General features: G+C 66.5%; 19 protein-coding genes and 1 pseudogene. 9 read left to right on the top strand and 11 right to left on the bottom strand.

Annotated elements, in window-relative coordinates; genetic code table 11:
- A pseudogene (locus tag BRAO375_RS20035) lies at nt 1–181 on the top strand (DUF4167 domain-containing protein); the annotation flags it as partial.
- A 96-nt stretch (nt 182–277) separates the two neighbouring features.
- Here BRAO375_RS20035 and BRAO375_RS20040 read toward each other — a convergent pair.
- Nucleotides 278–1,063 carry a class I SAM-dependent methyltransferase gene (locus BRAO375_RS20040; RefSeq protein WP_035641405.1) on the bottom strand — a complete coding sequence of 262 codons (786 nt, stop codon included), beginning with the start codon at nt 1,061–1,063 and terminating at the stop codon, nt 278–280.
- A gap of 217 nt (nt 1,064–1,280) precedes the next feature.
- Between BRAO375_RS20040 and gloB the strand changes: the two genes are divergently transcribed.
- Nucleotides 1,281–2,048 carry a hydroxyacylglutathione hydrolase gene (gene gloB, locus BRAO375_RS20045; RefSeq protein ID WP_009029269.1) on the top strand — a complete coding sequence of 256 codons (768 nt, stop codon included), beginning with the start codon at nt 1,281–1,283 and terminating at the stop codon, nt 2,046–2,048.
- Between the two features lie 15 nt (nt 2,049–2,063).
- Complete coding sequence (locus BRAO375_RS20050) at nt 2,064–2,498, top strand: cupin domain-containing protein (RefSeq protein ID WP_035641410.1); 435 nt, start codon at nt 2,064–2,066, stop codon at nt 2,496–2,498.
- 1 nt (nt 2,499) lies between these two features.
- Here the strand turns inward: BRAO375_RS20050 and BRAO375_RS20055 are convergent, their stop codons facing one another.
- The 4 genes from BRAO375_RS20055 to BRAO375_RS20070 all read right to left on the bottom strand — a co-directional run bounded on the left by BRAO375_RS20055 (nt 2,500) and on the right by BRAO375_RS20070 (nt 7,956).
- Entirely contained in the window at nt 2,500–4,506 is a 2,007-nt protein-coding gene (locus BRAO375_RS20055) for a putative bifunctional diguanylate cyclase/phosphodiesterase (RefSeq protein ID WP_035641415.1), read from the bottom strand.
- 242 nt (nt 4,507–4,748) lie between these two features.
- Nucleotides 4,749–5,621: an aromatic amino acid exporter YddG gene (gene yddG / locus BRAO375_RS20060; protein WP_009029272.1), complete on the bottom strand. Its 873-nt coding sequence runs from the start codon at nt 5,619–5,621 to the stop codon at nt 4,749–4,751.
- A gap of 161 nt (nt 5,622–5,782) precedes the next feature.
- A complete protein-coding gene (locus tag BRAO375_RS20065; protein ID WP_009029273.1) occupies nt 5,783–6,508 on the bottom strand; it encodes a beta-ketoacyl-ACP reductase in 726 nt (241 codons plus the stop codon).
- Nucleotides 6,509–6,777: 269 nt separating this feature from the next.
- Nucleotides 6,778–7,956 carry an acetyl-CoA C-acetyltransferase gene (locus tag BRAO375_RS20070; RefSeq protein WP_009029274.1) on the bottom strand — a complete coding sequence of 393 codons (1,179 nt, stop codon included), beginning with the start codon at nt 7,954–7,956 and terminating at the stop codon, nt 6,778–6,780.
- 388 nt (nt 7,957–8,344) lie between these two features.
- Between BRAO375_RS20070 and phaR the strand changes: the two genes are divergently transcribed.
- Entirely contained in the window at nt 8,345–8,941 is a 597-nt protein-coding gene (phaR, locus tag BRAO375_RS20075) for a polyhydroxyalkanoate synthesis repressor PhaR (protein WP_035641413.1), read from the top strand.
- Between the two features lie 33 nt (nt 8,942–8,974).
- Here the strand turns inward: phaR and BRAO375_RS20080 are convergent, their stop codons facing one another.
- Nucleotides 8,975–10,642: a bifunctional diguanylate cyclase/phosphodiesterase gene (locus BRAO375_RS20080; RefSeq protein WP_009029276.1), complete on the bottom strand. Its 1,668-nt coding sequence runs from the start codon at nt 10,640–10,642 to the stop codon at nt 8,975–8,977.
- Between the two features lie 307 nt (nt 10,643–10,949).
- Here BRAO375_RS20080 and BRAO375_RS20085 point away from each other — a divergent pair, with 307 nt between their 5' ends.
- Nucleotides 10,950–11,228, top strand: a complete 279-nt coding sequence (locus BRAO375_RS20085; RefSeq protein WP_009029277.1) for a hypothetical protein — start codon at nt 10,950–10,952, stop codon at nt 11,226–11,228.
- An 18-nt stretch (nt 11,229–11,246) separates the two neighbouring features.
- Here the strand turns inward: BRAO375_RS20085 and BRAO375_RS20090 are convergent, their stop codons facing one another.
- The 3 genes from BRAO375_RS20090 to mtgA all read right to left on the bottom strand — a co-directional run bounded on the left by BRAO375_RS20090 (nt 11,247) and on the right by mtgA (nt 13,168).
- Nucleotides 11,247–11,963 carry a hypothetical protein gene (locus tag BRAO375_RS20090; RefSeq protein ID WP_009029278.1) on the bottom strand — a complete coding sequence of 239 codons (717 nt, stop codon included), beginning with the start codon at nt 11,961–11,963 and terminating at the stop codon, nt 11,247–11,249.
- Nucleotides 11,964–12,145: 182 nt separating this feature from the next.
- Nucleotides 12,146–12,328, bottom strand: coding sequence for a 50S ribosomal protein L32 (gene rpmF / locus BRAO375_RS20095; RefSeq protein WP_006610266.1), 183 nt, complete (start codon nt 12,326–12,328; stop codon nt 12,146–12,148).
- A 168-nt stretch (nt 12,329–12,496) separates the two neighbouring features.
- Nucleotides 12,497–13,168 carry a monofunctional biosynthetic peptidoglycan transglycosylase gene (mtgA, locus tag BRAO375_RS20100; RefSeq protein WP_009029279.1) on the bottom strand — a complete coding sequence of 224 codons (672 nt, stop codon included), beginning with the start codon at nt 13,166–13,168 and terminating at the stop codon, nt 12,497–12,499.
- A gap of 185 nt (nt 13,169–13,353) precedes the next feature.
- On the opposite strand from mtgA, the gene BRAO375_RS20105 reads away from it, so the two are divergent.
- Together BRAO375_RS20105 and BRAO375_RS20110 are read left to right on the top strand one after the other, a co-directional pair.
- Nucleotides 13,354–14,274, top strand: coding sequence for a polyprenyl synthetase family protein (locus BRAO375_RS20105; RefSeq protein WP_009029280.1), 921 nt, complete (start codon nt 13,354–13,356; stop codon nt 14,272–14,274).
- Between the two features lie 15 nt (nt 14,275–14,289).
- Nucleotides 14,290–14,982 carry a DUF1345 domain-containing protein gene (locus BRAO375_RS20110; RefSeq protein ID WP_009029281.1) on the top strand — a complete coding sequence of 231 codons (693 nt, stop codon included), beginning with the start codon at nt 14,290–14,292 and terminating at the stop codon, nt 14,980–14,982.
- Here BRAO375_RS20110 and BRAO375_RS20115 read toward each other — a convergent pair whose 3' ends face one another.
- On the bottom strand, nt 14,983–16,893 hold the full coding sequence (locus BRAO375_RS20115) for a caspase family protein (protein ID WP_009029282.1): 1,911 nt from the start codon (nt 16,891–16,893) through the stop codon (nt 14,983–14,985).
- 231 nt (nt 16,894–17,124) lie between these two features.
- On the opposite strand from BRAO375_RS20115, the gene BRAO375_RS20120 reads away from it, so the two are divergent.
- Together BRAO375_RS20120 and BRAO375_RS20125 are read left to right on the top strand one after the other, a co-directional pair.
- A complete protein-coding gene (locus BRAO375_RS20120) occupies nt 17,125–17,499 on the top strand; it encodes a nuclear transport factor 2 family protein (protein ID WP_008965420.1) in 375 nt (124 codons plus the stop codon).
- Between the two features lie 30 nt (nt 17,500–17,529).
- Entirely contained in the window at nt 17,530–19,131 is a 1,602-nt protein-coding gene (locus tag BRAO375_RS20125) for a Na+/H+ antiporter (protein WP_009029283.1), read from the top strand.
- A 1,135-nt stretch (nt 19,132–20,266) separates the two neighbouring features.
- Here the strand turns inward: BRAO375_RS20125 and BRAO375_RS20130 are convergent.
- Complete coding sequence (locus tag BRAO375_RS20130) at nt 20,267–20,779, bottom strand: GNAT family N-acetyltransferase (protein WP_009029286.1); 513 nt, start codon at nt 20,777–20,779, stop codon at nt 20,267–20,269.
- Nucleotides 20,780–20,958 lie beyond the last annotated feature (179 nt).

Here is a 20,958-nt window from a genome sequence, read left to right on the forward strand (position 1 = left end):
CGGCGTCGACCGTCTGCCGTCCTTCATCACCGGCCCGCAGCCCCAGATTGCCAATGCGCCTGCCGCCTTCGAGGGTGGAGCGGAGCGCTATCCGCGTCGCCGCCGCCGTCCGCACGGTCCGCGTGCCGAAGCCGCCGCAGCGGCCCCGGCGCCGAGCGAGGATCTCAATCCCGGCGAGTAAGTCTCACGATCCGTTGTGACGAAGCGGGCAGGCCCCAGGGCCTGCCCGTTTTTTTATACGCGAATCCGGATTTCCGTTCTGTGCCGGTCGGCGCGCTCAATCGCGCGAGGCCGGCTGCGGGGCGAGATCAGAGGCGAGCGTGGCCACGAAGTTGGACCCTTGCGCCGACGGCGCCGGCGCCAGCACTGGCTCGAGCCGCGGGATGAGCCTGATGCGCTCGCGCCGCGCCGGGATCACCCGATAGACCTGCTTGGTCGCCTCGACGATGTGGACCCCGGCAAACGGCAGCGACAGCGCCGCGCCGACCCGCTCCCAGGCCATCGCCGATTTCAGGAACCAGCCGCCGACCGGCGGCATGAACAGCGCTTCGCCCCAGGCGCTGGGCGTGAACCAGGTCTGCCGCAGCAGTTGTGTGATCTGGGAGCGCGAATACGGCCTGCCGTGACCGAACGGCGTATTGTCGGTCCGTGTCCAGACGCCGCGTCGGTTCGGAATCACGATGATCATCCGCCCCGCAGGCGCCAATACGCGCCACATTTCGCGCAGCAGCCCGGCGGGATCATCCGACATCTCCAGCGCATGGACGATCAGGATCCGATCGACTGCGGCATCCGGCAGCGGCAGCGAGAACTCGTCGACCAGCGAGGCCAGCGTCGGGCGCGCCGTCGGCCATTTCAGCACGCCCTGCGCGGCCGGCATGAAGGCGATGCAGCGCTCCGAATCCTCGCGGAACAGGCCGAGATAGGGCGTCGGGTAGCCGATGCCGAGCACGCGCTGCCCGGCCGCGCTCGGCCAGCGCGCACGGATGCCGCGGTTGATCAGAAGCCGCGCGACGATCCCGAGGCGACCCGAATAGAAATTCCGCAGATCGATCACGTCCATGAACATCAATGTACCATGCCGAAGCAGCCTGCTGCGCGCCCAATATTGCGTTGCGCCTGCAGCGTTAACGCCATATCTCTGCCGCCACGCGACGGAGGCCGCCCGCGACGCTGCGGCCCGGGCCAAGGTCTGGGCCAGGTCTGGGTCAAGTCTCCCACGACATCTGACATCATGCGCGCGCAATCATGCCGCGCCCGGTCCCGCCGACGGAGACATCATGGCCGCCGACATCCGCGTCTTCACCTGCCTGTCCGACAATTTCGGCTATCTGATCCACGATCCCGCGACCGGCGCCACGGCGTCGATCGACGCGCCCGAGGCGGGACCGATCGCGCGCCAGCTGGAGGCCGCGGGCTGGACGCTCACCGACATCCTGATCACGCATCATCACCACGATCATGTCGGCGGCGTCGCCGAGCTGAAGCAGCGCTATGGCTGCCGCGTGATCGGCCCCCACGACAAGAGGGCTGCGATCGCCGACGTCGATCTGCGCGTCGCCCATGGCGACGTGGTCAAGATCGGCGATCTGCTCGCCCGCGTGCTGGAGACGCCCGGCCACACGCTCGACCATGTGTCCTACGTGTTCGATGCCGACAAGGCAGTGTTCGCCGCCGATACGCTGTTCTCGATCGGCTGCGGCCGCGTCTTCGAGGGCACCTATCCGATGATGTGGGATTCGCTGTTGAAGCTGCGGACGCTGCCGGATGATTTCAGGCTTTATTGCGGGCACGAATACACCGCCTCCAACGTGAAATTCGCTCTCACCGTCGATCCGGACAACGCGGCGCTCCAGGCGCGCGCCACCGAGGTGACGCGGCTGCGCGCCGCGAATCAGCCCACCATCCCCGTGCTGCTCGGCGAGGAGAAGCAGGCCAACGTGTTTCTGCGCGCAGACGACCCCGCGATCGCAGTCCGGCTTCGCATGAAAGGCGCTAGCCCCGAGGAAGTGTTCGGCGAGCTGCGCGAGCGCAAGAACAAGTCGTGAGAGCGGGATTCCGCCATGACCACGCTTTCCGCCGCCGACATCATCGCCCGCCTCGGCCTGCAGCCGCATCCGGAGGGTGGGCATTTCCGCGAGACGTTTCGCGATCCCGCAGTGGATGCCAACGGCCGCGCGGCGTCGACGCTGATCTATTTCCTGCTGGCCCGCGGTGAGCGGTCACATTGGCACAGGGTCGATGCGGTCGAGACCTGGCACTATTATGCGGGATCGCCGCTGAGGCTGCGCATCGCCGGCGACGGCGAGGCGCCGCAAACGACGACGCTCGGAATCGATCTCGCGGCCGGCCAGCAGCCGCAGGCGGTGGTGCCGGCCCATGCCTGGCAGGCCGCCGAGAGCACCGGCGACTGGACCCTGGTCGGCTGCACGGTTGCGCCGGGATTCGAATTTGCCGGGTTCGTGCTCGCGCCGCCCGGCTGGGAGCCGACCGTCTAGCTCAGGCGCTGGCGACCTTGGCGCCGGCCGGCTCGGCAAAGCGCTGACGCTCCTTGGCCAGAAAACCAGAAATCGCGTCAGCCGGCATCGGCTTCGCGAAGTAATAACCCTGGATGTAGTCGGCGCCGAGACGCTTCAGGCTGTCGAGCTGCTCTTTCGTCTCGACGCCCTCCACGACGCAGGAGATCTCCATGTCGGCGCACAGGCCGGTGAGCGACTTGATGATCTTGTGGCTGACCGGATTGGCGTTGACGTCGTGCACGAAGCTGCGGTCGACCTTCAGCTTGTCGAGCGGCAGCCGGTGGACGTGGCTGAGCGAGGAGTAGCCGGTGCCGAAATCGTCCAGCGAGATGCCGCAGCCGAGCGCCTTGAGCGCCGCGATCGACTGCTCGGCGCGGGCGAAATCGAACGTGACGGCGGTCTCCGTGATCTCGAACTCGATGCGGCGCGGCGGAACGCCGCTGGCCTGGATCACCGAGATCAGCGGCAGGACGCCCTCCGGCGCGCAGATGTCGTGGGCCGAGAGATTGAACGAGATGCGGATATCGTCGGGCCAGGTCCGCGCCGCGGCCAGCGCCTTGACCAGCAGGAAGCGGGTCAGGCTGCGGATCACGCCGATCCGCTCGGCCGCCGGAATGAAGCTCGCCGGCGACACCGCACCCAGCTTGGGGCTCTGCCAGCGCGCCAGCACCTCGAAGCCGGTGGTGCGCGCGTCGGTGGCGTCCATGATCGGCTGGAACACAAGGTCCATCTCGGTCTCGAAATCAGCCGTGCGCAGCAGATGCTCGATCACGCTGCGGCTGCGGATCTCCGCCTCCAGCTCGCTCGAGAAGATGATCGCCTGTCCGCGGGCGCGGCGCTTGGCGTGGTACAACGCGTAGTCGGCGCACTCATACAGCGCATCCGCCGCGGTGGCGGCGCGCGGATAGAGCGCGAAGCCGGTCGAGCATGACAGCCCGGTATGCGTCGTCTCGAACTGATAGGGCAGCTTGATCAGGTCGGTGATCTCTCGCCCAAGCGCGAGGAGATCATCGTCGGTCGGATTGCCGGTGACGACCAGGCCGAACTCGTCGCCGCCGAGCCGGGCAAGATGGACCTGCGCGCCGCGTTGCTCGCAGACGTCGCGGATGCGGCGCGCCGCCTCCATCAGCACGCGGTCGCCGACCGTATGTCCATAGGTGTCGTTGATTGGCTTGAATCCGTCGAGATCGATGATGCCGACCGCGAGCCGCGTGCCGTCACGCTCGGACTCGGCGAAGGCATGCGTCAGCTCGGAGAAGAAGCGGCGGCGGTTGGGCAGGTCGGTGAGGGAATCGAGATTGGCCAGCCGGAAGTTCTCGTCCGACAGCGCCTGAGTCGCAGCTTGCTCGGCGAGCAGCGATTTGCGGCTGGCAACGAGTGCGGCGAAGTCGCGATAATAGATGAACAGCACCGTGACCATGGCGCCGGACACGAGCAGCTGATTGACCGCGATGGCGCGCAGCGCGTGGATGCCGGTGGACATGAAGAAGATCACGTAGGGAACAATCACCACGAGGGTCACGATCAGCGCCGCCGAGCGCAGATGCATCAGGCAGAAGATGATGCCGATGACGGTGACGGCCATGTAGAACGCGACCTGCCCCTGGGCGAACGGATCGCCATAGGGAAACAGCGAGAACGACCAGACCACGAACAGTGCGCCGATCGGCCCGGCGATCCGGTTGGTGACGCGCAGATTATGCAGCACCTCTGCGTCGCTGATGACCTTATCGTCCTGGCGCAGCCACCACAGCATGCGCACGCTGGTGATGGTCGAGAGCAGCGCGGGGACCGACACGGTCAGCAGGGTCGGCGCCAGCGGCAGGAAGGTGTAGGTGAGCGCGAGACTGTTGGTGATCAGGATGAAGTAAAGCAGCGGCACCTGCTTGGAGAATGCCTGGAACTGCGCGCGCGTCAGATCGGGATTGTCCGCAGGCACGCGAAACAAGTTCCCCGCGCGAGCGATGTAGCGTCTCACGTCCGGCATCCGCCGCCCCATTGCCACTTTCATTGGGGGCAGTCTTGCGCGACCCGGGTAAAGGCCACGTTAGGTGCAGAGATGGCCGCGACCTTATCGCCGGTTGCAGTCTACCGGCCGAGGGCCGCGCGTCGCTTCCCGGTTAAGTGCGCATCAAGGATAACCGGCGGATTTGGAAGTTCGGGCGCGCAGCCCGGCGTCGCTGACCATGCTGTCCTAGTGGGCGATCGCGGGCCGCGGCAACTCCGGGCTCAGCGGCCGCGCAGCAGGAAGAGATCCTTCGCCGCCACCAGTCCGCCCCCCGCGATCAGCAGGGCCGCCAGCGCGATCGCGGCGCTCGGCCGGGCGTAGCCGGCGAGAATGAGAAAGGCGGTCGACAGCAGCGGCGTCGCATAGGACGCGGCACCGAGCACGCGAATGTCGCCGCGCTTCATGCCGATGTCCCAGGCGTAGAACGCCGCGCCGACCGGTCCGACGCCGAGGCCCGCGACCGCAAGCCATTGAACCGCGCCCTCGGGCCAGACCGTCGGCTCGAGCGCGGCATGCACCACCGCCGCGAGCACCGACGTCGCCAGGCAGAAGCCGGCGACGGCGTCGGTCGGCACCGCCTTCAGGCGACGTGACAGCACCGAGTAGATCGCCCAGACGAACGCCGCGACGAAGGCGGCCGCAAGGCCAGGAAGCTGCTCCTCCGCGAAGCTCGCGCCATTGCCCAACAACAGCAGCGCGGTGCCGATGAGACCGAGGGCGGCGCCGATAACATGATGAAGCGCCAGCCGCTCGCCCGGCAGCAAGGCCGAGAACAGCACGATCAGGAGCGGCCAGAGATAGTTCAGCAATCCTGCCTCCGCAGGCGGCGCGAAGCGCAGGGCGAGGAAGTAGAGCGCATGATAGCCGAACAGCCCACCGACGCCGACGGCCCAGGCCCGTGCCGGTTGCCTGAGGCTGCGCGGCGCCGCCGGGCGTCCGATCCAGGTGAGCATGCCGACCAGGCCGCCGACCGCGAACGTCATGGCCGCAAGCTGGAATGCGGGGATCTTGCCGGTCGCCACCGTCAACAAGGCAAGCAGCGACCACATCAGGATCGCGGTCAGACCGATCAGGGTGGCGGTACGCTGGGACATCGGCAGCAGGCTCCGTGGCGGCCGATGCAGTCCGGCCGTTCACGCCTGTGCCCGTGCCGGGCAACGCCAAAGACGTGAATGCCCGCGACGAGCGCGGGCATTCGTGGTCTTAACCGCAGATCGCGTCCGGAGGCAACGCCGCCGGCCGCATCACGCCGATGTCACGCCATGTACTGGCCGCCGTTGACGGACAGCGTCGAGCCGGTGATGGCGCCGGCCTCGTCGGCCGCGAGGAACACGACGGTGCGCGCGATCTCCTCGGGCTCGCCGAGACGGCCGACCGGGATCAGCGGCAGGATCGACTTCTCGAGCACGTCCTTCGGCACCGCCTGCACCATTTCGGTGTTGATGTAGCCGGGGCAGATCACGTTGACGGTGATGCCGGCCTTGGCCGTCTCCAGCGCCAGCGCCTTGGTGAAGCCGATGTCGCCCGCTTTCGCCGCCGAGTAGTTGACCTGGCCGAACTGGCCCTTCTGGCCGTTGATCGACGAGATATTGATGATGCGGCCGAACTTGCGCGCACGCATGCCCTCGATGATCGGGCGGGTCATGTTGAACAGCGAGCCGAGATTGGTGTTGATGACGGCGCTCCACTGCTCGAGCGACATCTTGTGGAAGGCCGTATCGCGGGTGATGCCGGCATTGTTGATCAGCACGTCGATCGGCCCGAGCTCGGCCTCGACCTTCTTGATCCCCTCGGAGCAGGCGTCGAACGAGCTCACGTCCCACTTGTAGACGGGGATGTCGGTCTCGCTCTTGAACTTCTCCGCCGCGGCATCGTTGCCGCCGTAATTTGCCGCGACCTTGTAGCCCGCAGCCTTCAACGCCTTGCTGATTGCCGCGCCGATCCCGCGCGTTCCCCCCGTCACCAACGCCACACGTGCCATGTCGAATCCTTCCCTCGATGACTATGAGCACGACGACAACCTCTGGCTGCCGACGCGCCGACCGTTGTTATTGGATCACGTCCGCCCTTGCAGCAATCCATTCGCCGCAGCGACATCCGTGTTCAACGCAGCTTTTTTTAAGGGTCGATTATGCGACGTGTTTGACGGACATCAAGAACAAAACGCCCGGCGAGATCGCCGGGCGTTGATCTTTAGTTGAGCTGGTCGCGATTGCGAAGGCCGAAGGGTTCGCAATCACTGCCGCGTTTTTAGTCGCGTGCAACGCACAGCGCGATGCCCATGCCGCCGCCGATGCACAGCGTGGCCAGGCCCTTCTTGGCGTCGCGCTTCTGCATCTCGTGCAGCAGCGTCACGAGCACGCGGGCGCCGGATGCACCGATCGGATGACCGATCGCGATCGCGCCGCCGTTCACGTTCACCTTGGACGTATCCCAGCCGAGATCCTTGTTGACGGCGCAGGCCTGTGCCGCGAACGCCTCGTTGGCCTCGATCAGGTCGAGGTCGGCGATGTTCCAGCCGGCCTTCTTGAGTGCGGAGCGCGAGGCCGGGATCGGCCCGGTGCCCATGATCTTCGGATCGACGCCGGCCTGGCCCCAGGAGACGATCCGCGCCAGCGGCGTCTTGCCTTCCTTGGCGGCCTGCTTGGCGGTCATCAGCACCACGGCGGCGGCGCCGTCGTTGATGCCCGACGCGTTGCCGGCCGTGACCGTGCCGTCCTTCTCGAACGCCGCACGCAGCTTGGCCATCGCGTCAAGCGTCGCGCCGTGACGCGGATACTCGTCAGTGTCGACCACGGTGTCGCCCTTGCGGCCCTTGATCGTCACCGCCGCGATCTCGTCCTTGAACTTGCCGGCCTTCTGCGCCGCCTCGGCCTTGTTCTGCGACGCAACCGCGAACTCGTCCTGCTGCGCGCGCGTGATCTGATACTGCTTCGCAACGTTCTCGGCGGTGTTGCCCATGTGGTAGCCGTTGAAGGCATCCCACAGGCCGTCCTTGATCATGGTGTCGACCAAGTCGAGCGAGCCCATCTTCACGCCGGCGCGCAGATACTGCGCATGCGCCGCCATGCTCATCGACTCCTGGCCGCCGGCGACGACGATGTCGGAATCGCCGTTCTTCAGCGCCTGGTAGCCGAGCGCCACCGAGCGCAGGCCGGAGCCGCACAGCTGGTTGATACCCCAGGCCGGGCTGTCGACCGGAATGCCGGCGGCGATCGAGGCCTGGCGCGCCGGGTTCTGGCCCTGCGCCGCGGTCAGGATCTGACCCATGATGACCTCGGAGACGCGGCCCGGCTCGACGCCGGCACGCTCCAGCGCGGCCTTGATGGCAACAGCGCCCAGCTCGTGGGCCGGGACATTCGCAAACGCACCGTTGAAGCTTCCAACCGGGGTGCGGGCGGCGCTGACGATGACGACATCGTCTGACATGGGCATCTCCTGAGGTTCTTGATCTTGAGACGAGAGAGCGAGGGCTTGAGAGCTTGGGAGGTATTTGAAATGAAAACGAATTTTTCAGTTCACGGTCGTGCCGGCCGTCCGCAAGCCCCGGATGGGCAGTCGCGCAACCTTCGCCCGGCATCCTGTTAACGTCGTTGCGACATGTCAATTGGCGGCAGCAGCAATTCCTGCTGCGGCGCACTCAAAATGGTGCGCATGGCCGTTTGATGAGCAAGATTTCTGCTGCCGGATTAACCGTTCCGCACAAAACCGTAGCCGAACTCGCTCGAAAGTGATTACGTTATTGCATTGCGTAGCTCGTTTGCCCTGCGGCAGCGCCGCTGGGTTCCCTGTATCTCGGTTTGCATGTGTGAGCTCCATGGCGAAATCTGACCAACCCACCACGATCAAGAAATACGCGAACCGGCGGCTCTACAATACCGGGACGAGTACTTACGTGACCCTCGAGGACCTGGCCTCCATGGTTAAGAACGGGGAGGATTTCCTCGTTTACGACGCCAAGACAGGTGACGACATCACCCGCTCCGTGCTCGCGCAGATCATCTTCGAGCAGGAGAACAAGGCCGGCCAGAACCTGCTGCCGACCACCTTCCTGCGCCAGCTGATCCGCTTCTACGGCGACAGCATGCAGATGGTGGTTCCGAAGTACCTGGAGCAGTCGATCGACACGCTGACCAAGGAGCAGGAGAAGTTCCGCAAGCAGATCGCCGACACCTTCAGCGGGACGCCGTTCGCGCCGCTCGAGGAGCAGGTGCGCCGCAACATGGAGCTGTTCCAGCAGACCTTCTCGATGTTCAAGCCGTTCGCGCCTGCGGCGGCGCGCACTGAAGAGAAGGCCGCTGAGCCCGCGGCCGCCGCCGAGGACAACATCGACGAGCTGCGCCGCCAGATGAAGGAAATGCAGGACCGCCTGGACCGCATGTCCGAGCCGAAGAAGGACGAGCAGCAGGGCTGACCTGCACGCAGACAACGGAACGCCGGCGGCTTGTCAGCTCGCCGCCGGCAACTCCATCCGTCCGGGTTCGGCCCAGGGCCGCTCGACCGAGGCGAGGCCAATCACCCGGCCTTGAATGTAGTCGCAGCCCCAATCGCGCAGCAGCGCGACCGACGCATCATCCTGCACCCATTCCGCGACCGTCTTGATCTGCAGCCGTCGCGCCAGCTCCACCAGGGTCTGCACGAAGGCGCGATCGTCGGCCGAACGCACCAGGTTCTGCACGAACGCGCCGTCGATCTTGACGATGTCGACGCCGAGCTTGCGCAGGTTGCGGAACGAGGTGTGTCCGGCGCCGAAATCATCGATCGCGATCCGGCTGCCGAGGTCCTTCAATCGCGTCACGAAGCCGCGGAGATCGTCGATGTCCTGGATTTCCACTGTCTCGGTGATCTCGACGATCAGCCGCTCGGCGACGCCGGGATGGGCCCGCATCATCGATTCGATCGAAGCCCACCAGTCCGGGTCCATGGTGGTCTCCGGCGAGATGTTGAGGCTCAGGGTGACATTCGGCGAGCTCGCCAGCTCCGCCACGACGAGCTCCAGGATGCGGTGATCGACCAGCCGGATCAGGCCGAGCCGCTCGGCGACCGGCACCACATCCGGCGCCAGCAAGGCGCGGCCGTCATCCTGGCGCATCCGCACCAGGCATTCGTAGAAGGCGGGCGCGCGGGTATGCGCATTCACCACCGGCTCGAATGCGGTGACGATGCGCCGCTCGTTGAGCGCGGTGACGATCTCGTCGGTGACGCGGATGTTGACCTTGCGCTGCGCGTCGCGCTCGACATTCGGCCGCCACGTCGAGAACGATCCGATGCGGCGCCGCTTGGCGGAATCGAGCGTCTCATGAGCGCGATTGACCGCCTCCTCGACCGACCGCGCATGACGCGGCACGCTGACCGCCCCGATCGTCGCGGTGACCGCGACCGGACCCGACTTGGTCGGCACCACGTCGTCGCGGACCGCCGCCAGGAAACGCTCGGCGGCGATCGTCATGTCGTCCATCGTGCAGTTCTTAAGGATCAGCCCGAACTTGTTGCCCGAGAACCGCCCCAGCGCATCGCCGCCGCGAAGCCGCGCGCGGATGCGCTGCGCAACCTCCAGCACCACGCCGTCGGCCACGTCGAAGCCGAATGCATCGTTGATGCGCGCGAGGTGATCGATGCCGACCAGCATGAAGGCGCAGGAGAAGCGGAAACGCTGCGACTCCTCGATGACCTCGGCGAGCGTCGCAAGAAGGTTGGTGCGGTTCAGCTCTCCGGTGAGCGGGTCATGGCGTGACAGCTTGAGCAACTGCTCCTCGCGGGCGTGGCGCTCATTGTTGACGCGCACGATGCCCTGGGCGCGGGACGGCCGCCCATCGGATCCTGCGAACCAGCAGCCGGTTTCCTCGACCCAGATCAGCGGCGCGCCGGCATGGGTCCGGACGCCATATTCGATGCGGTATGGCGTACCGGCGGCGCCGTGGAGCGGCAGCGCCTGGCGCATCACCTCGGAGCGGATGCCGCGGTCAGGCTCGATCAGCTTGGCGAATTCGCCGCCGTTGCAGAGCTGCGGCAGCGGCACGTCGGCGAACACAGCGCCGACATGGTCGCTCCAGACGATCACATCGGTTCCCAGATCCCAGACGAAGGCGGCCTGGCCCAGGGACGCGAGGATCATCGAGGTCTGTGGCAAATCGGATGTCAAGATCGCCTCGTTCTGGAACACGCCGGCGCGGCCCGGCGTCGATTTTCAGGACGGCCGCCACCTACCCGCGCGCGCAGCGGCAGCAGACCTCGCGAATCAGACTACGCATCTCTGGTTAACGGAGAGCATGCCGAGACCGCAGCCGCGCGTCGGAAACGCATCAACCATCTTTCGGCCCGACAGGATCGAGGGCGCCGGCGCGGCATTGCCCTTGCGAGGTTGGATGGTGAAAGGCTCCGGCGTCCCATAATGTGACACGTGCGCCGGCTGTGGTGGGACGATGTTAACGATCGATCAGGATGAGGGCTCACAGGGAGCGGATGCAGCGTCGCGGTCGCTGGCGCTGCTGCCGGGCACGGGGAGCACCGAACGCCGCGCAACGGTGATCCGCGCCGTGCGTCCCGATGCCGGCTTCGTCGCCCAGTTGATCGCGACGGCCGAGCAGCTGCCGCAGACTCGCGCGCTCAGGCGCGCTGCGGCGGCGGACGTCCACAGCGCCTATGCGGCAAGCCTTCAGCCGGTAACGCGTGCGGGCGGTCGAACCCGGGACAGCATCTGAGCGTCGCCCGGCTGAGCCTCAGGGCTTGGGAAGCTCGGGTTTGGCCGGCTCTGGAGCGCTCGGGGGCGCGACCTCGGCCTCCTTGACCTCCGCGACCCAGCCGGTCGTCTGCGCGGGAGCAGGCCGGGGGACCGAGCGGTCGAGCAGCACGGATTCGGCGACCGAAGCAGCGGCCGGGACGGCATCGGCGGCTGGCTCGACGGCCGGAGCAGGAGCAGGAGGCGCTTCCGCGTGAAGAATCTCTGGCGTCGCCTGCTCTGCAGCCTTGGCCGCTGCCTCGACCGGCTCGGGCACGGGATCCGCGACAGGCTCCTCGATTGCGGCGGGCGTCACCGGAACAGGCGCGGCAACCACCGCCCGCGCGGCGCGCTTCGTGCGCAGCGCAATGCCGCCGAAGAAGTCGACCATCGCCAGCAGGGTCAGCAGCAGGAAGGTCGAGTTCCCGAACTTCGGCCACATCACGAATTCGGCCGCGGCGCCGCCGAACACCAGCAGCGAGAGCAGATGGTCGGTGAGATATTTGCCGTTCGGCTTCGCTGCCTTGATCACCTCGAGCAGCAGCAGCAGCACGCCGAGCGCCAGCAGCATGTCGCCCAGCGAGATCGTCCAGACCTCGCCGGAGGGAAGCTGCAGGCGCAGCAGAATCTCGCTGAACGCGACCCCCGGCATCAGGAAGACGATCATGTTGTAGATCGCCAAGGGGATCAGCAGCAGCGGGAAACCGACCATGGACATCGGTTGGAGCCTTGGATGGCGCCGGGAAGGGGCGGCGCGAAAGCGATGGTGTCCGACGAATCAACGAGAGCGTTAACGCATGACAGATGCGCATCGGTCCCGGCGAATCAATCGCGCGGGACCGATTTCAACCTCATCGATGGCCGAATTCGGGCAGCCGGAGGGGCGGCCCTCGCGGACGATCAGGCGTCTTTCTTCTTCAGGACCTGGCGGCCCTTGTACATGCCGGTCTTGAGGTCCAGGTGGTGCGGACGACGCAGCTCGCCGGAGTCCTTGTCCTCGACATAGGTCGGCTTCTTGATGGCGTCAGCCGAACGGCGCATGCCGCGGCGCGACGGCGAAGTTTTTCTTCTGGGGACGGCCATATCGGTATCCTCTAGGGTATTTTTGCAAGGCATCGTCCGCAAAGGGACGGCTGCAGCCATGAAGCTGGCGAGCCCGGATGCCGATCAAGGCCGCGCTTATAGATGAAGGGGTCCGGCATGGCTAGGGCTCTCCGAGGCATTTTTGGCCAAAATTCGCGTCGGCCGACCTCAACGCCGCTCTCCCCAGCAGGTCTGCAGGCTGGAGGCCTGTCCTCGCACCATATAGGTCGCGGACAGGCGCCGCACGCCGGGACCCGGCGACCGGGCGCTGCGCCGGACCGGATTGGGCAGGATCGCGGCCATCAGCGCCGCCTCGCGCGGGCCCAATCCGGCCGCCGAACGGTTGAAGGCGTAATTCGCCCCGGCCTCGCCCCCGAACTGGCCGGACGGCCCGAGCTCGGCGATATTGAGATAGATCTCCAGGATGCGCCGTTTGCTCAGGACGAGGTCGATCCACAACGCCAACGGCAGCTCCAGCGCCTTGCGGACGTAGCTGCGGCCCTGCCACAGGAACAGGTTCTTGGCGACCTGCTGGGTGATGGTCGACCCTCCCCTGGAGACCTCGCCATCCTCGGCGTCGTCCATGACCTCGCGCAGCGCGCCCCAATCGATGCCGTGATGGCTGCAGAATTTGGCGTCCTCGGCAGCGACGACCGAGCGCGGCAAATACGGCGACATCGCCGGCAGGTCGATCCAGCGCCGCTCGACCGGCCGGCCGGTCACCGTCCGCCACAGCATCAGGGTCGAGACCGGGTGACCCACGGCATAGAACGGCGTCAGCGCGTAGGGTACGAGCAGCACCAGGACGACGACCAGGAGGATGGCTCTGACGGTACGCAATGGCAGGCGTCGCTCGGGTTGGACCGCGACGGGGGCGGCGGTGAGGGGCGGATTATCCGACATCTCCATTAGGTTTCCTGCTTTTTTCCGCCGTTGCGGCCGAAAGCCGCCACGTTCCCCGCAATTGACGAAGTCGCCGCCATCAACGATTGTCCGGCGAATTTTGCCCCTGGAGCTCTTCTTAAATGACCGCGACGGCCACCGACTTCACCCAACGCCTGGACAAGACCGCGGAGGAGACCGAAGCGCTGCTCGGCGAGCTGCTCGGCGATGCGCCCCTGGCGGACGAGATCGCCCGTCCGAAGCGGCTGATCGAGTCGATGCGCTATTCCAGCCTGGGCGGCGGCAAGCGGCTGCGCCCGTTCCTGGTGGTCGAAAGCGCCGCCGTGTTCGGCGTCCCCCGCAAGGGCGCGCTGCTGGCCGGCGCCGCGCTCGAATGCATCCACTGCTACTCCCTGATCCATGACGACCTGCCGGCGATGGACAATTCGGATCTGCGCCGCGGACGGCCGACGCTGCACAAGGTCTATGACGACGCCACCGCCATCCTGGCCGGCGACGCGCTTCTGACCATCGCCTTCGACATCATCACCCGCGACGAGATCCATCCCGATGCCGGCGTCCGCCTGGCGCTGACCCGGGCGCTCGCCCGCTGCGCCGGTGTCGGCGGCATGGCCGGCGGCCAGATCCTCGACCTCGCCGGCGAGGGCCGGTTCGGCGATCGTGATCCGGTCGACGTCGCCCGCGTGCAGCAGATGAAGACCGGCGCCCTGCTCCGCTTCGGCTGCATCGCCGGCGCCCTGCTCGGCCAGGCCTCGCCCGCCGAGTACCAGGCGCTCGACGATTACGGCCGCGCGCTCGGTGAGGCCTTCCAGATCGCCGACGATCTGCTCGACGTCGAGGGCGATGCGGCGACGCTGGGCAAGCCGGCCGGCGCCGACGCCGAGCTTGGCAAGACCACCTTCGTCACCCAGCTCGGCATCGCCGGCGCCAAGCAGCGCGTCCGCGATCTGCTCGCCCGCGGCGACGCCGCGCTGTCGATCTTCGGCGCCAAGGGCGACGTGCTGCGCGCCACCGCGCATTTCGTCGCCGAGCGCAAGAGCTGAGCCGAGACCGCGCGGTTGACCGGACTTCATCCTGACGATCCGGCGCTGGCGCGCTTTGCGCGCCTGCCGCGTGGCTTGCGCATCATCTACGCGCGTCCCCGCACCTTCATGTCGCTGGGCGTCGCCGCCCTGGCGTTCTTTCTGCTCCCCTCGGCACTGCGGCTGATCACGCGACTCCTGATCAGCTGGGACATCTTCACCACGCTCTACCTCGTGCTGGTCGCGGTGATGATGTTGCGCAGCGAGCACCAGCACATCCGCCGCAAGGCCGTCATGCAGGACGACGGCCGCTTCGTGATCCTGCTGGTCACCGCGCTCGGCGCCTTCGCCAGCATCGCCGCGATCGTATTCGAGCTCGGCGCCTCCAAGCGGGACGCGCCGGCGCTGACACTGGCGCTGCTCACGGTCTCGCTGTCCTGGGCCGCGGTGCATGCGACCTTCGCTTTGCACTACGCCCACGACTACTACCGCGGCGCCAAGCCGGGCGGCCTGCAATTCCCGAGCGGCGACAAGGACGAGCACGCCGACTACTGGGATTTCGTCTACTTCTCCTTCATCATCGGCATGACCGCCCAGGTCTCCGACGTCGGCATCACCGACAAGATCATCCGCCGCACCGCGACCGTCCACGGCATCATCTCGTTCGTCTACAACACCGCTCTCGTCGCCCTGATGGTCAACATCGCCGCCAGCGCGATCTCATCCTGATCAATTGCAGACCTCGACGCTGGCGTTGTTGGCCGGGCCGCCGCCGCCGCGGTATTCGAGCCGGCAGCCCTGCCTCACGGGACGGCACAGATAGGCGTCGCAATAGACCTGGCCCGACGACGGCTTGGGTCGTGCCTGGGCCTGCGGCCGGGGAGGAGCAATGCTTGGCGCCATCCCGACGCCGACGCCAAGGCCGCCACCGCCGACACCGATCCCGACGCCCACGCCGACATTCGGCGCCGGCATCGGCATGCTCGGCTCGGGGATCGCACGGGCGCGGCGGCGCGACGGCACGTCCTCCTCGTCGCGGCTGTCGCGCTTGGCGACCGGCTTCCTCTCACGCCGCTTCTCGCATTCGTTGTCGTCGTTCACGAATGAGCCCTCCGCGCAGACGATGCGGGTGCAGCGGTCGCCGTCCGACTTGTAGCCGTGCTGGCAGACCAGCGGGCAGACTCGGGCCTGCTTCAGCTTGATCGTCTCGAGCGCGTCGGCCGACGCCGCCTGGATATCGAGCTTGGTGCCAGCATAGCGGTTGAACTGCGACAACGAGCGGCGTGAGGCCGATCCCCAATCGCCGTCGGCCTCCTCGGTAAGGCAGCCGACACGGCGCAGCTCGAGCTGCACGGATTTGGCCAGATCAGCCGGCTGCGACGCCGGGGTGAGCGAGGCGACCTGCGGGCCCTGCTGCGGGACAGCCGCCGGCGAGGTCGCGGCGCGCGGATTGTCGGCCGCCGCGAGCTGCTGCTCCTGACGCTTCTTCTCAGCGTCCGCCGCCTGCTGCTGCGCGAGCTGCGTGGCCTTCTCTGCGGCAATGCGTGCCTGCTCGGCCGCCTTGGCCTCGGCCTCCGCCTTGGCGAGCGTATCCTTGCGCGCACCTTCCGCCGCGAGCCGTGCCCGCTCGGCCTCCGTTGCGCGCGCCTTCTCAGCGGCCGCGGCGCGGTTCTCCTCGGCCGTGAGCTTCTCAAGCTGCAGCTTGGCGAGGCTGGCATAGAAGCCGTCGGGATACTGCGCCAGGAAAGCGTTCAGCGCGCCCTTGTTGCCGACCTGCATCGCCAGCTCGTAGTCGCGGCGGATGTCGGCCTGCGGATTGGCCGCGGGCGGCGGCGCCACCGGCATCTGCGTGACGACGCGCGGCACGCCGGGCACCAGCGGCACGTCCTCGCCGCCGAGCGAGCCGTACACGAACGGCTCCTGGCGATTGCTGGTCGACTTCAGCACCTCGTCGCGGACGAAGCCGAACGCCTTGCGGACATCGAGGCCGGGGGTCGCGATGTGCCGCGACAGCGCCAGCGTGAACGGCGAGTTCTTGCCGTCGCCATCCTGCGCGGTGGAGCCGGCCTTGGCCGAATAGGCGATCAGCGTGTTCGGGCTGGTCGGCTCGACCTTGGCGAGGCCGCGGCCGAGGCTGCGGGTCGCCACCGTCCGCTGCATGTTGCGGGTAAAGGGATTGTCGCGGCAGGCATCGAGAATGACGAGCCGCAGCTTCTTGGCCGGCTCGACGGCGACCAGGATGCGGTCGAGCGACAGCGTCTCGTCATAGACGTCGGTATCGCGCTCGAGCCGGGCATCGATCGGGATCAGGTAATTCGAGCCTTCGACCTCCATGCCGTGACCGGCATAATAGACCACGGCGATGTCGGCATCGCGGGCCACGTCGGCGAAATCGCGCAGCGCCCGCCGTGTCTCCCGTGCGGTGAGATCGCGCCGGTAATCGACCACGTCGAAGCCGGCGCTCTTGAAGGTCTGGGTCATCACCGCACCGTCATTGGCGGGGTTCGCCAGCTGCGGTACGTTCTGATAGGCGGAATTGCCGATGACCAGCGCGACGCGCTTCTCGGCGAGCGCGGGGTGACCGACCAGCAGCAGCGCTGCCGCGAGGATGTAACCGCCCAATCGAACTGACCACGACATCGTACCTACCCCATAGCCCTGGGAAACCTGCCGGCTCTGCGTACCAGGTGGCTACCCATTTGCGTTGTGATCGGGATCACGCAGCCTTTATGCCCGGAGCGCCCGCTTTGGCCACACTATTTCTGTCGACCCAGCATCGGTTGCAGTTCATGGCTTGCCAAGCCCGGATTTGCATCGAAAATGCGATGCCAGTTTGTCCGGGTTCCCGAAGGAGCCGCCAAGGAGCAGCCCATGAGCGCAGACCGATCCACCGTCGAATCCGTCGTCCAGGGTTATTTCGATGCGCTCTATGAGGGCGATGCCGACAAGCTTGGCGCGGTGTTCCATCCGAGCGCCGATTTGCGCTGGGTCGAGAATGGCGAGCTGAAGATCTTGACCGTCCCAGATTGGCTGGCCTGGGTGCGCAAGCGCCCGTCGGCCAAGGGCGAGGGCAAGCCGCGTGAGGACTTCATCGTCACCATCGACCGCTCCGACGACAAGACCGCTTTCATCAAGGTGCGCTGCCAGCTGCCGCCGCGCTATTTCACCGATTATCTCGTCGCGATGAAGCTCAAGGACGGCTGGCAGATCGTCTCCAAGTCCTACCGCTACGACCTCAGGGACTGAGCCCGGCGCAGCGACGCCCGGCCGTTTCCGATGGAAGCTCACTTTCAGATATTCCTGATCCTGCTGGCCGTGCTGGCGGGAACCGCGCTTGTTGCACGCCGGACCAACCTGGCGCCGGCGATCCTGTTGATGCTCGCCGGCATCGCTCTCGCCTTCGTGCCGAGCATGCCGGCCTTCGCGCTGCCGCCGGAGCTGGTGCTGCTGGTGGTGCTGCCGCCGCTGATCTACTCCTCCAGCGTCGCGATGAGCTGGCGCGAGTTCAAGCGCAATTTGCGGCCGATCGTGCTGCTGGCGGTCGGCTGCGTGATCTTCACTGCCTCCATGGTTGCGGTCGCGACGCACTTTCTTCTCGGCCTGCCGTGGAGCCTCGGCTTCCTGCTCGGCGCAATCGTGGCGCCGCCCGACGTCGTCGCACCGCTCGCGATCGCCCGTCGGCTGCATCTGCCGCGCCGGGTGATGGTCATCCTCGAAGGCGAGGGCCTGGCCAACGATGCGACGGCGCTGATCCTGTACCGCTTCGCGGTGGCGGCGATCATGACCGGTACGTTTTCCTTTCCCGTCGCTGCCGGCGAGTTCGCCGCGATCGTGGTTGGCGAGATCGCCTTCGGCATCGGCGTCGGCTGGCTGATGCTGCGCGCTCGTCACTATGCGCGCGACCCGCAGGTCGAGATCACGCTGTCGCTGCTGACGCCCTATCTCGCCTATTGGATCCCCGAGCATCTCGGCGGCTCCGGCGTGATCGCGACAGTGGCCTGCGGCCTCTACATGAGCTGGAACGGCCCGCTCTGGATCTCCTCCGCGACCCGCCTGCAGGGCGTGTTCTTCTGGGACCTCGTGGTCTATCTGATCGAAGGCATGCTGTTCCTGCTGACCGGCTTCCAGATGCGGCTGATCTACGAGAAGTCGAAGGTGTTTCCGCTCGACGACATCCTGATCGCGACAGCGCTGGTGGTCGCCATCGTCGTGATCGCGCGCTTCGCCTGGACGTTCCCGGCGACCATCATTCCTCGCGCGCTGAGCCGCTCGCTGCGCGCCCGCGACCCGCTGCCGCCGTGGCAGCAGACCTTCATCATCGGCTTCACCGGCGTGCGCGGCACGGTGTCGCTGGCGACCGCGCTGGCATTGCCGCTGACGCTCTCGACCGGCGATGCGTTTCCCTATCGCGACGAGATCCTGTTCGTCGCCTTCGGTGTGATCTTCTTCACTTTGATCGGGCTCGGCCTGACCTTGCCGCTGGTCGTGCGCTGGCTCGGCGTCGGCCGCACCGGACGCGCCGAACATGTCCGCGAGCACGAGCAGGAGATCGCGGCGCGGCGCGAGGTGCTCGACCGCGCGCTGCAATCGCTGGAGACGATGACCAATGATCGCGATCTGTCCGACGAGGTGGTCCGGCTGCTGCGCGCCCGGCACGAGGTGCGCGTCAATCAGCTGCCGGAGAGCCTCAATCCCGACGAGGCGTCCGCGCTCGGCATCGAGCTGACCCGAGAACTGATCGGCGTCGAGCGCAAGACCATTCATGCCATGCTCCGCGACGGCCAGATCACCGACGAAACCCGCCGCCGCATCGAGCGGGATCTGGATCTGGAAGAGGCCAGCCTCGCCAATCGCGAATATGGGCAGCTGCCGTTGTAGGGTGTGGATGCAGACCGCGATGTGTGGGTGAGTTGTCGGGCGCCGTCGCTCGACACGCACACCGTCATTGCGAGCGCAGCGAAGCAATCCAGGGTGGTGGGCGGGACTCTGGATTGCTTCGCGGAGCCTGTCATCGGGCCGCGCTTCGCGCGGACCCGTTGGCTCGCAATGACGTGGATAGAGCGGGGTACACTTACGTCGACTGAGTTTGTAGATACAGTTCATCATCCTCGCGCCCGCGTTTCGCGTCCGAGCATTGATCTTCTCTCTCACCCTCTTCCATCAGAGGGCGCAGGGAAGGCCGGGCCCCGACTGAGGCCCGTGGCCCGCCTGCGGAAAAAAATGCAGGCGGCAGGTACCACAGGTTCAGCCGGACAAGACCCGGCCCTCCCTGCGCGATGGTTTTAACGGCTGCTTCGCACTCTCCCCGGGGACCGGGCTTTGTTGCCCCCGTCACCAGCGGATCATCACCGCCGGCTTGGCATCAGCATCGGGATGTCAGGACCATGCGACTTGACCGTCCGCGCCATGACGTTCGTCCGCGAGCCCATTGGCCCACTGCGCCACGCCGCGTCCACCGCATCCCGCCTCCACGTTCGTGACGACCGCGAAGCGTCCCTCTTCAGTGAGGCGGGACGGGCGGAAACATCGACCCGATTTGCCCGACGACACAAGGCGTGATGACTGCGACATGGTAACGCGACGGGCAATTTGAGTTTCGCGAGCGCCGGCCACGCCCACCGCTGTCGTCCCGGCCTTGAGCCGGGACCCATACTCACAAGCGGGTGTGATGACGAAGAACGCCGCTCCAGCTTGCGCAACAACTCACGGCGGTGGTTATGGGTCCCGGCTCAAGGCCGGGACGACACTGGTACTCTCTCCCCGCGTCATTCCGGGGCGCGCGAAGCGCGAGCCCGGAATCCATAGCCACGACTGCCGATGAGGGACGGGATCGGTGTGGCGCTCATCTTCGACACAACTCTGCCTGTGATTATGGATTCCGGGCTCATTCGCGCTGCTTCAAAATGGCTGCGCCATTTTGCGCGCGAATGCCCCGGAATGACGGAGAAAGCTGGCCATCTTTGGCGAGATGATGCGCTGGTGCAATGAACCGCTGTGGCGGGCGGGCGCGCCCTCACCGCTCGAACAACCAGCGCGTCACCGCCTGGTGGTAGTTCATCGGTCCAGGCACCGTCTTGTAGGTCTTCAGATAGCGAAAGCCGGCCTTCTGCAGCGCGCGGTTGGGCGCGGTGTTGTAGGCGTGCGGCTCGCAGAACAGTTGCTTGAGCCGGAGGCGCTCGAAATACAGATCGATGCTGCGGCTGATACATTCGGTGCCCAAGCCGCGACCGCGCAGCTCGGGCTCGGTGACGTGGAGATGCATGTGGGCGCGGTTGCCGAATACGATGCGGTCGCAGCTGGAGAAGCCGATGGGGCGGCCGTCGAGCCGCCAGATCACGAGCAGCGCAGCGCGCTCCGAGAGCGGCAGCTCGTACAGCGTCTTGAACAGGCCGGCCCACACCGGCCTGGTCGGCATGCGCGTGGGGTCGATGCCCATCAGGTCGAGTTGCTCGATGCTGGATGAATAGAAGTAGTCGATGACCAGCGAGGTTTCGGCGAGTTCCATTTCCCTGACGTCGAGGTTCATCGCGGCATCCTGTTCAGCAGGCCTCAAGGTGCTGATCATGCGGGCAGCAGTGGGGCGGAGCGGCCTGCAGGAAAGTTTCAGAATGAGGCGAGAGCGACAAGCAGCTGTGAGTTGTGAGGGTGCGACAGCCTCGCCAGCAACAGGTGCGAGTTGTCGCACAGGATGTTGCGGCCCTCTTA

It is taken from the genome of Bradyrhizobium sp. ORS 375 (assembly GCF_000239775.1).
Taxonomy (GTDB): domain Bacteria; phylum Pseudomonadota; class Alphaproteobacteria; order Rhizobiales; family Xanthobacteraceae; genus Bradyrhizobium.

Coding starts and splice junctions, on each gene's coding strand:
- phaR (WP_035641413.1), top strand. CDS start 8,345: ATGGCGAAATCTGACCAACCCACCACGATCAAGAAATACGCGAACCGG.
- BRAO375_RS20065 (WP_009029273.1), bottom strand. CDS start 6,508: ATGGCACGTGTGGCGTTGGTGACGGGGGGAACGCGCGGGATCGGCGCG.
- BRAO375_RS20130 (WP_009029286.1), bottom strand. CDS start 20,779: ATGAACCTCGACGTCAGGGAAATGGAACTCGCCGAAACCTCGCTGGTC.
- BRAO375_RS20085 (WP_009029277.1), top strand. CDS start 10,950: ATGTTAACGATCGATCAGGATGAGGGCTCACAGGGAGCGGATGCAGCG.
- BRAO375_RS20125 (WP_009029283.1), top strand. CDS start 17,530: ATGGAAGCTCACTTTCAGATATTCCTGATCCTGCTGGCCGTGCTGGCG.
- BRAO375_RS20080 (WP_009029276.1), bottom strand. CDS start 10,642: ATGATCCTCGCGTCCCTGGGCCAGGCCGCCTTCGTCTGGGATCTGGGA.
- BRAO375_RS20115 (WP_009029282.1), bottom strand. CDS start 16,893: ATGTCGTGGTCAGTTCGATTGGGCGGTTACATCCTCGCGGCAGCGCTG.
- BRAO375_RS20120 (WP_008965420.1), top strand. CDS start 17,125: ATGAGCGCAGACCGATCCACCGTCGAATCCGTCGTCCAGGGTTATTTC.
- BRAO375_RS20050 (WP_035641410.1), top strand. CDS start 2,064: ATGACCACGCTTTCCGCCGCCGACATCATCGCCCGCCTCGGCCTGCAG.
- BRAO375_RS20040 (WP_035641405.1), bottom strand. CDS start 1,063: ATGGACGTGATCGATCTGCGGAATTTCTATTCGGGTCGCCTCGGGATC.
- yddG (WP_009029272.1), bottom strand. CDS start 5,621: ATGTCCCAGCGTACCGCCACCCTGATCGGTCTGACCGCGATCCTGATG.
- BRAO375_RS20070 (WP_009029274.1), bottom strand. CDS start 7,956: ATGTCAGACGATGTCGTCATCGTCAGCGCCGCCCGCACCCCGGTTGGA.
- BRAO375_RS20105 (WP_009029280.1), top strand. CDS start 13,354: ATGACCGCGACGGCCACCGACTTCACCCAACGCCTGGACAAGACCGCG.
- BRAO375_RS20090 (WP_009029278.1), bottom strand. CDS start 11,963: ATGTCCATGGTCGGTTTCCCGCTGCTGCTGATCCCCTTGGCGATCTAC.
- gloB (WP_009029269.1), top strand. CDS start 1,281: ATGGCCGCCGACATCCGCGTCTTCACCTGCCTGTCCGACAATTTCGGC.
- BRAO375_RS20055 (WP_035641415.1), bottom strand. CDS start 4,506: ATGCCGGACGTGAGACGCTACATCGCTCGCGCGGGGAACTTGTTTCGC.
- rpmF (WP_006610266.1), bottom strand. CDS start 12,328: ATGGCCGTCCCCAGAAGAAAAACTTCGCCGTCGCGCCGCGGCATGCGC.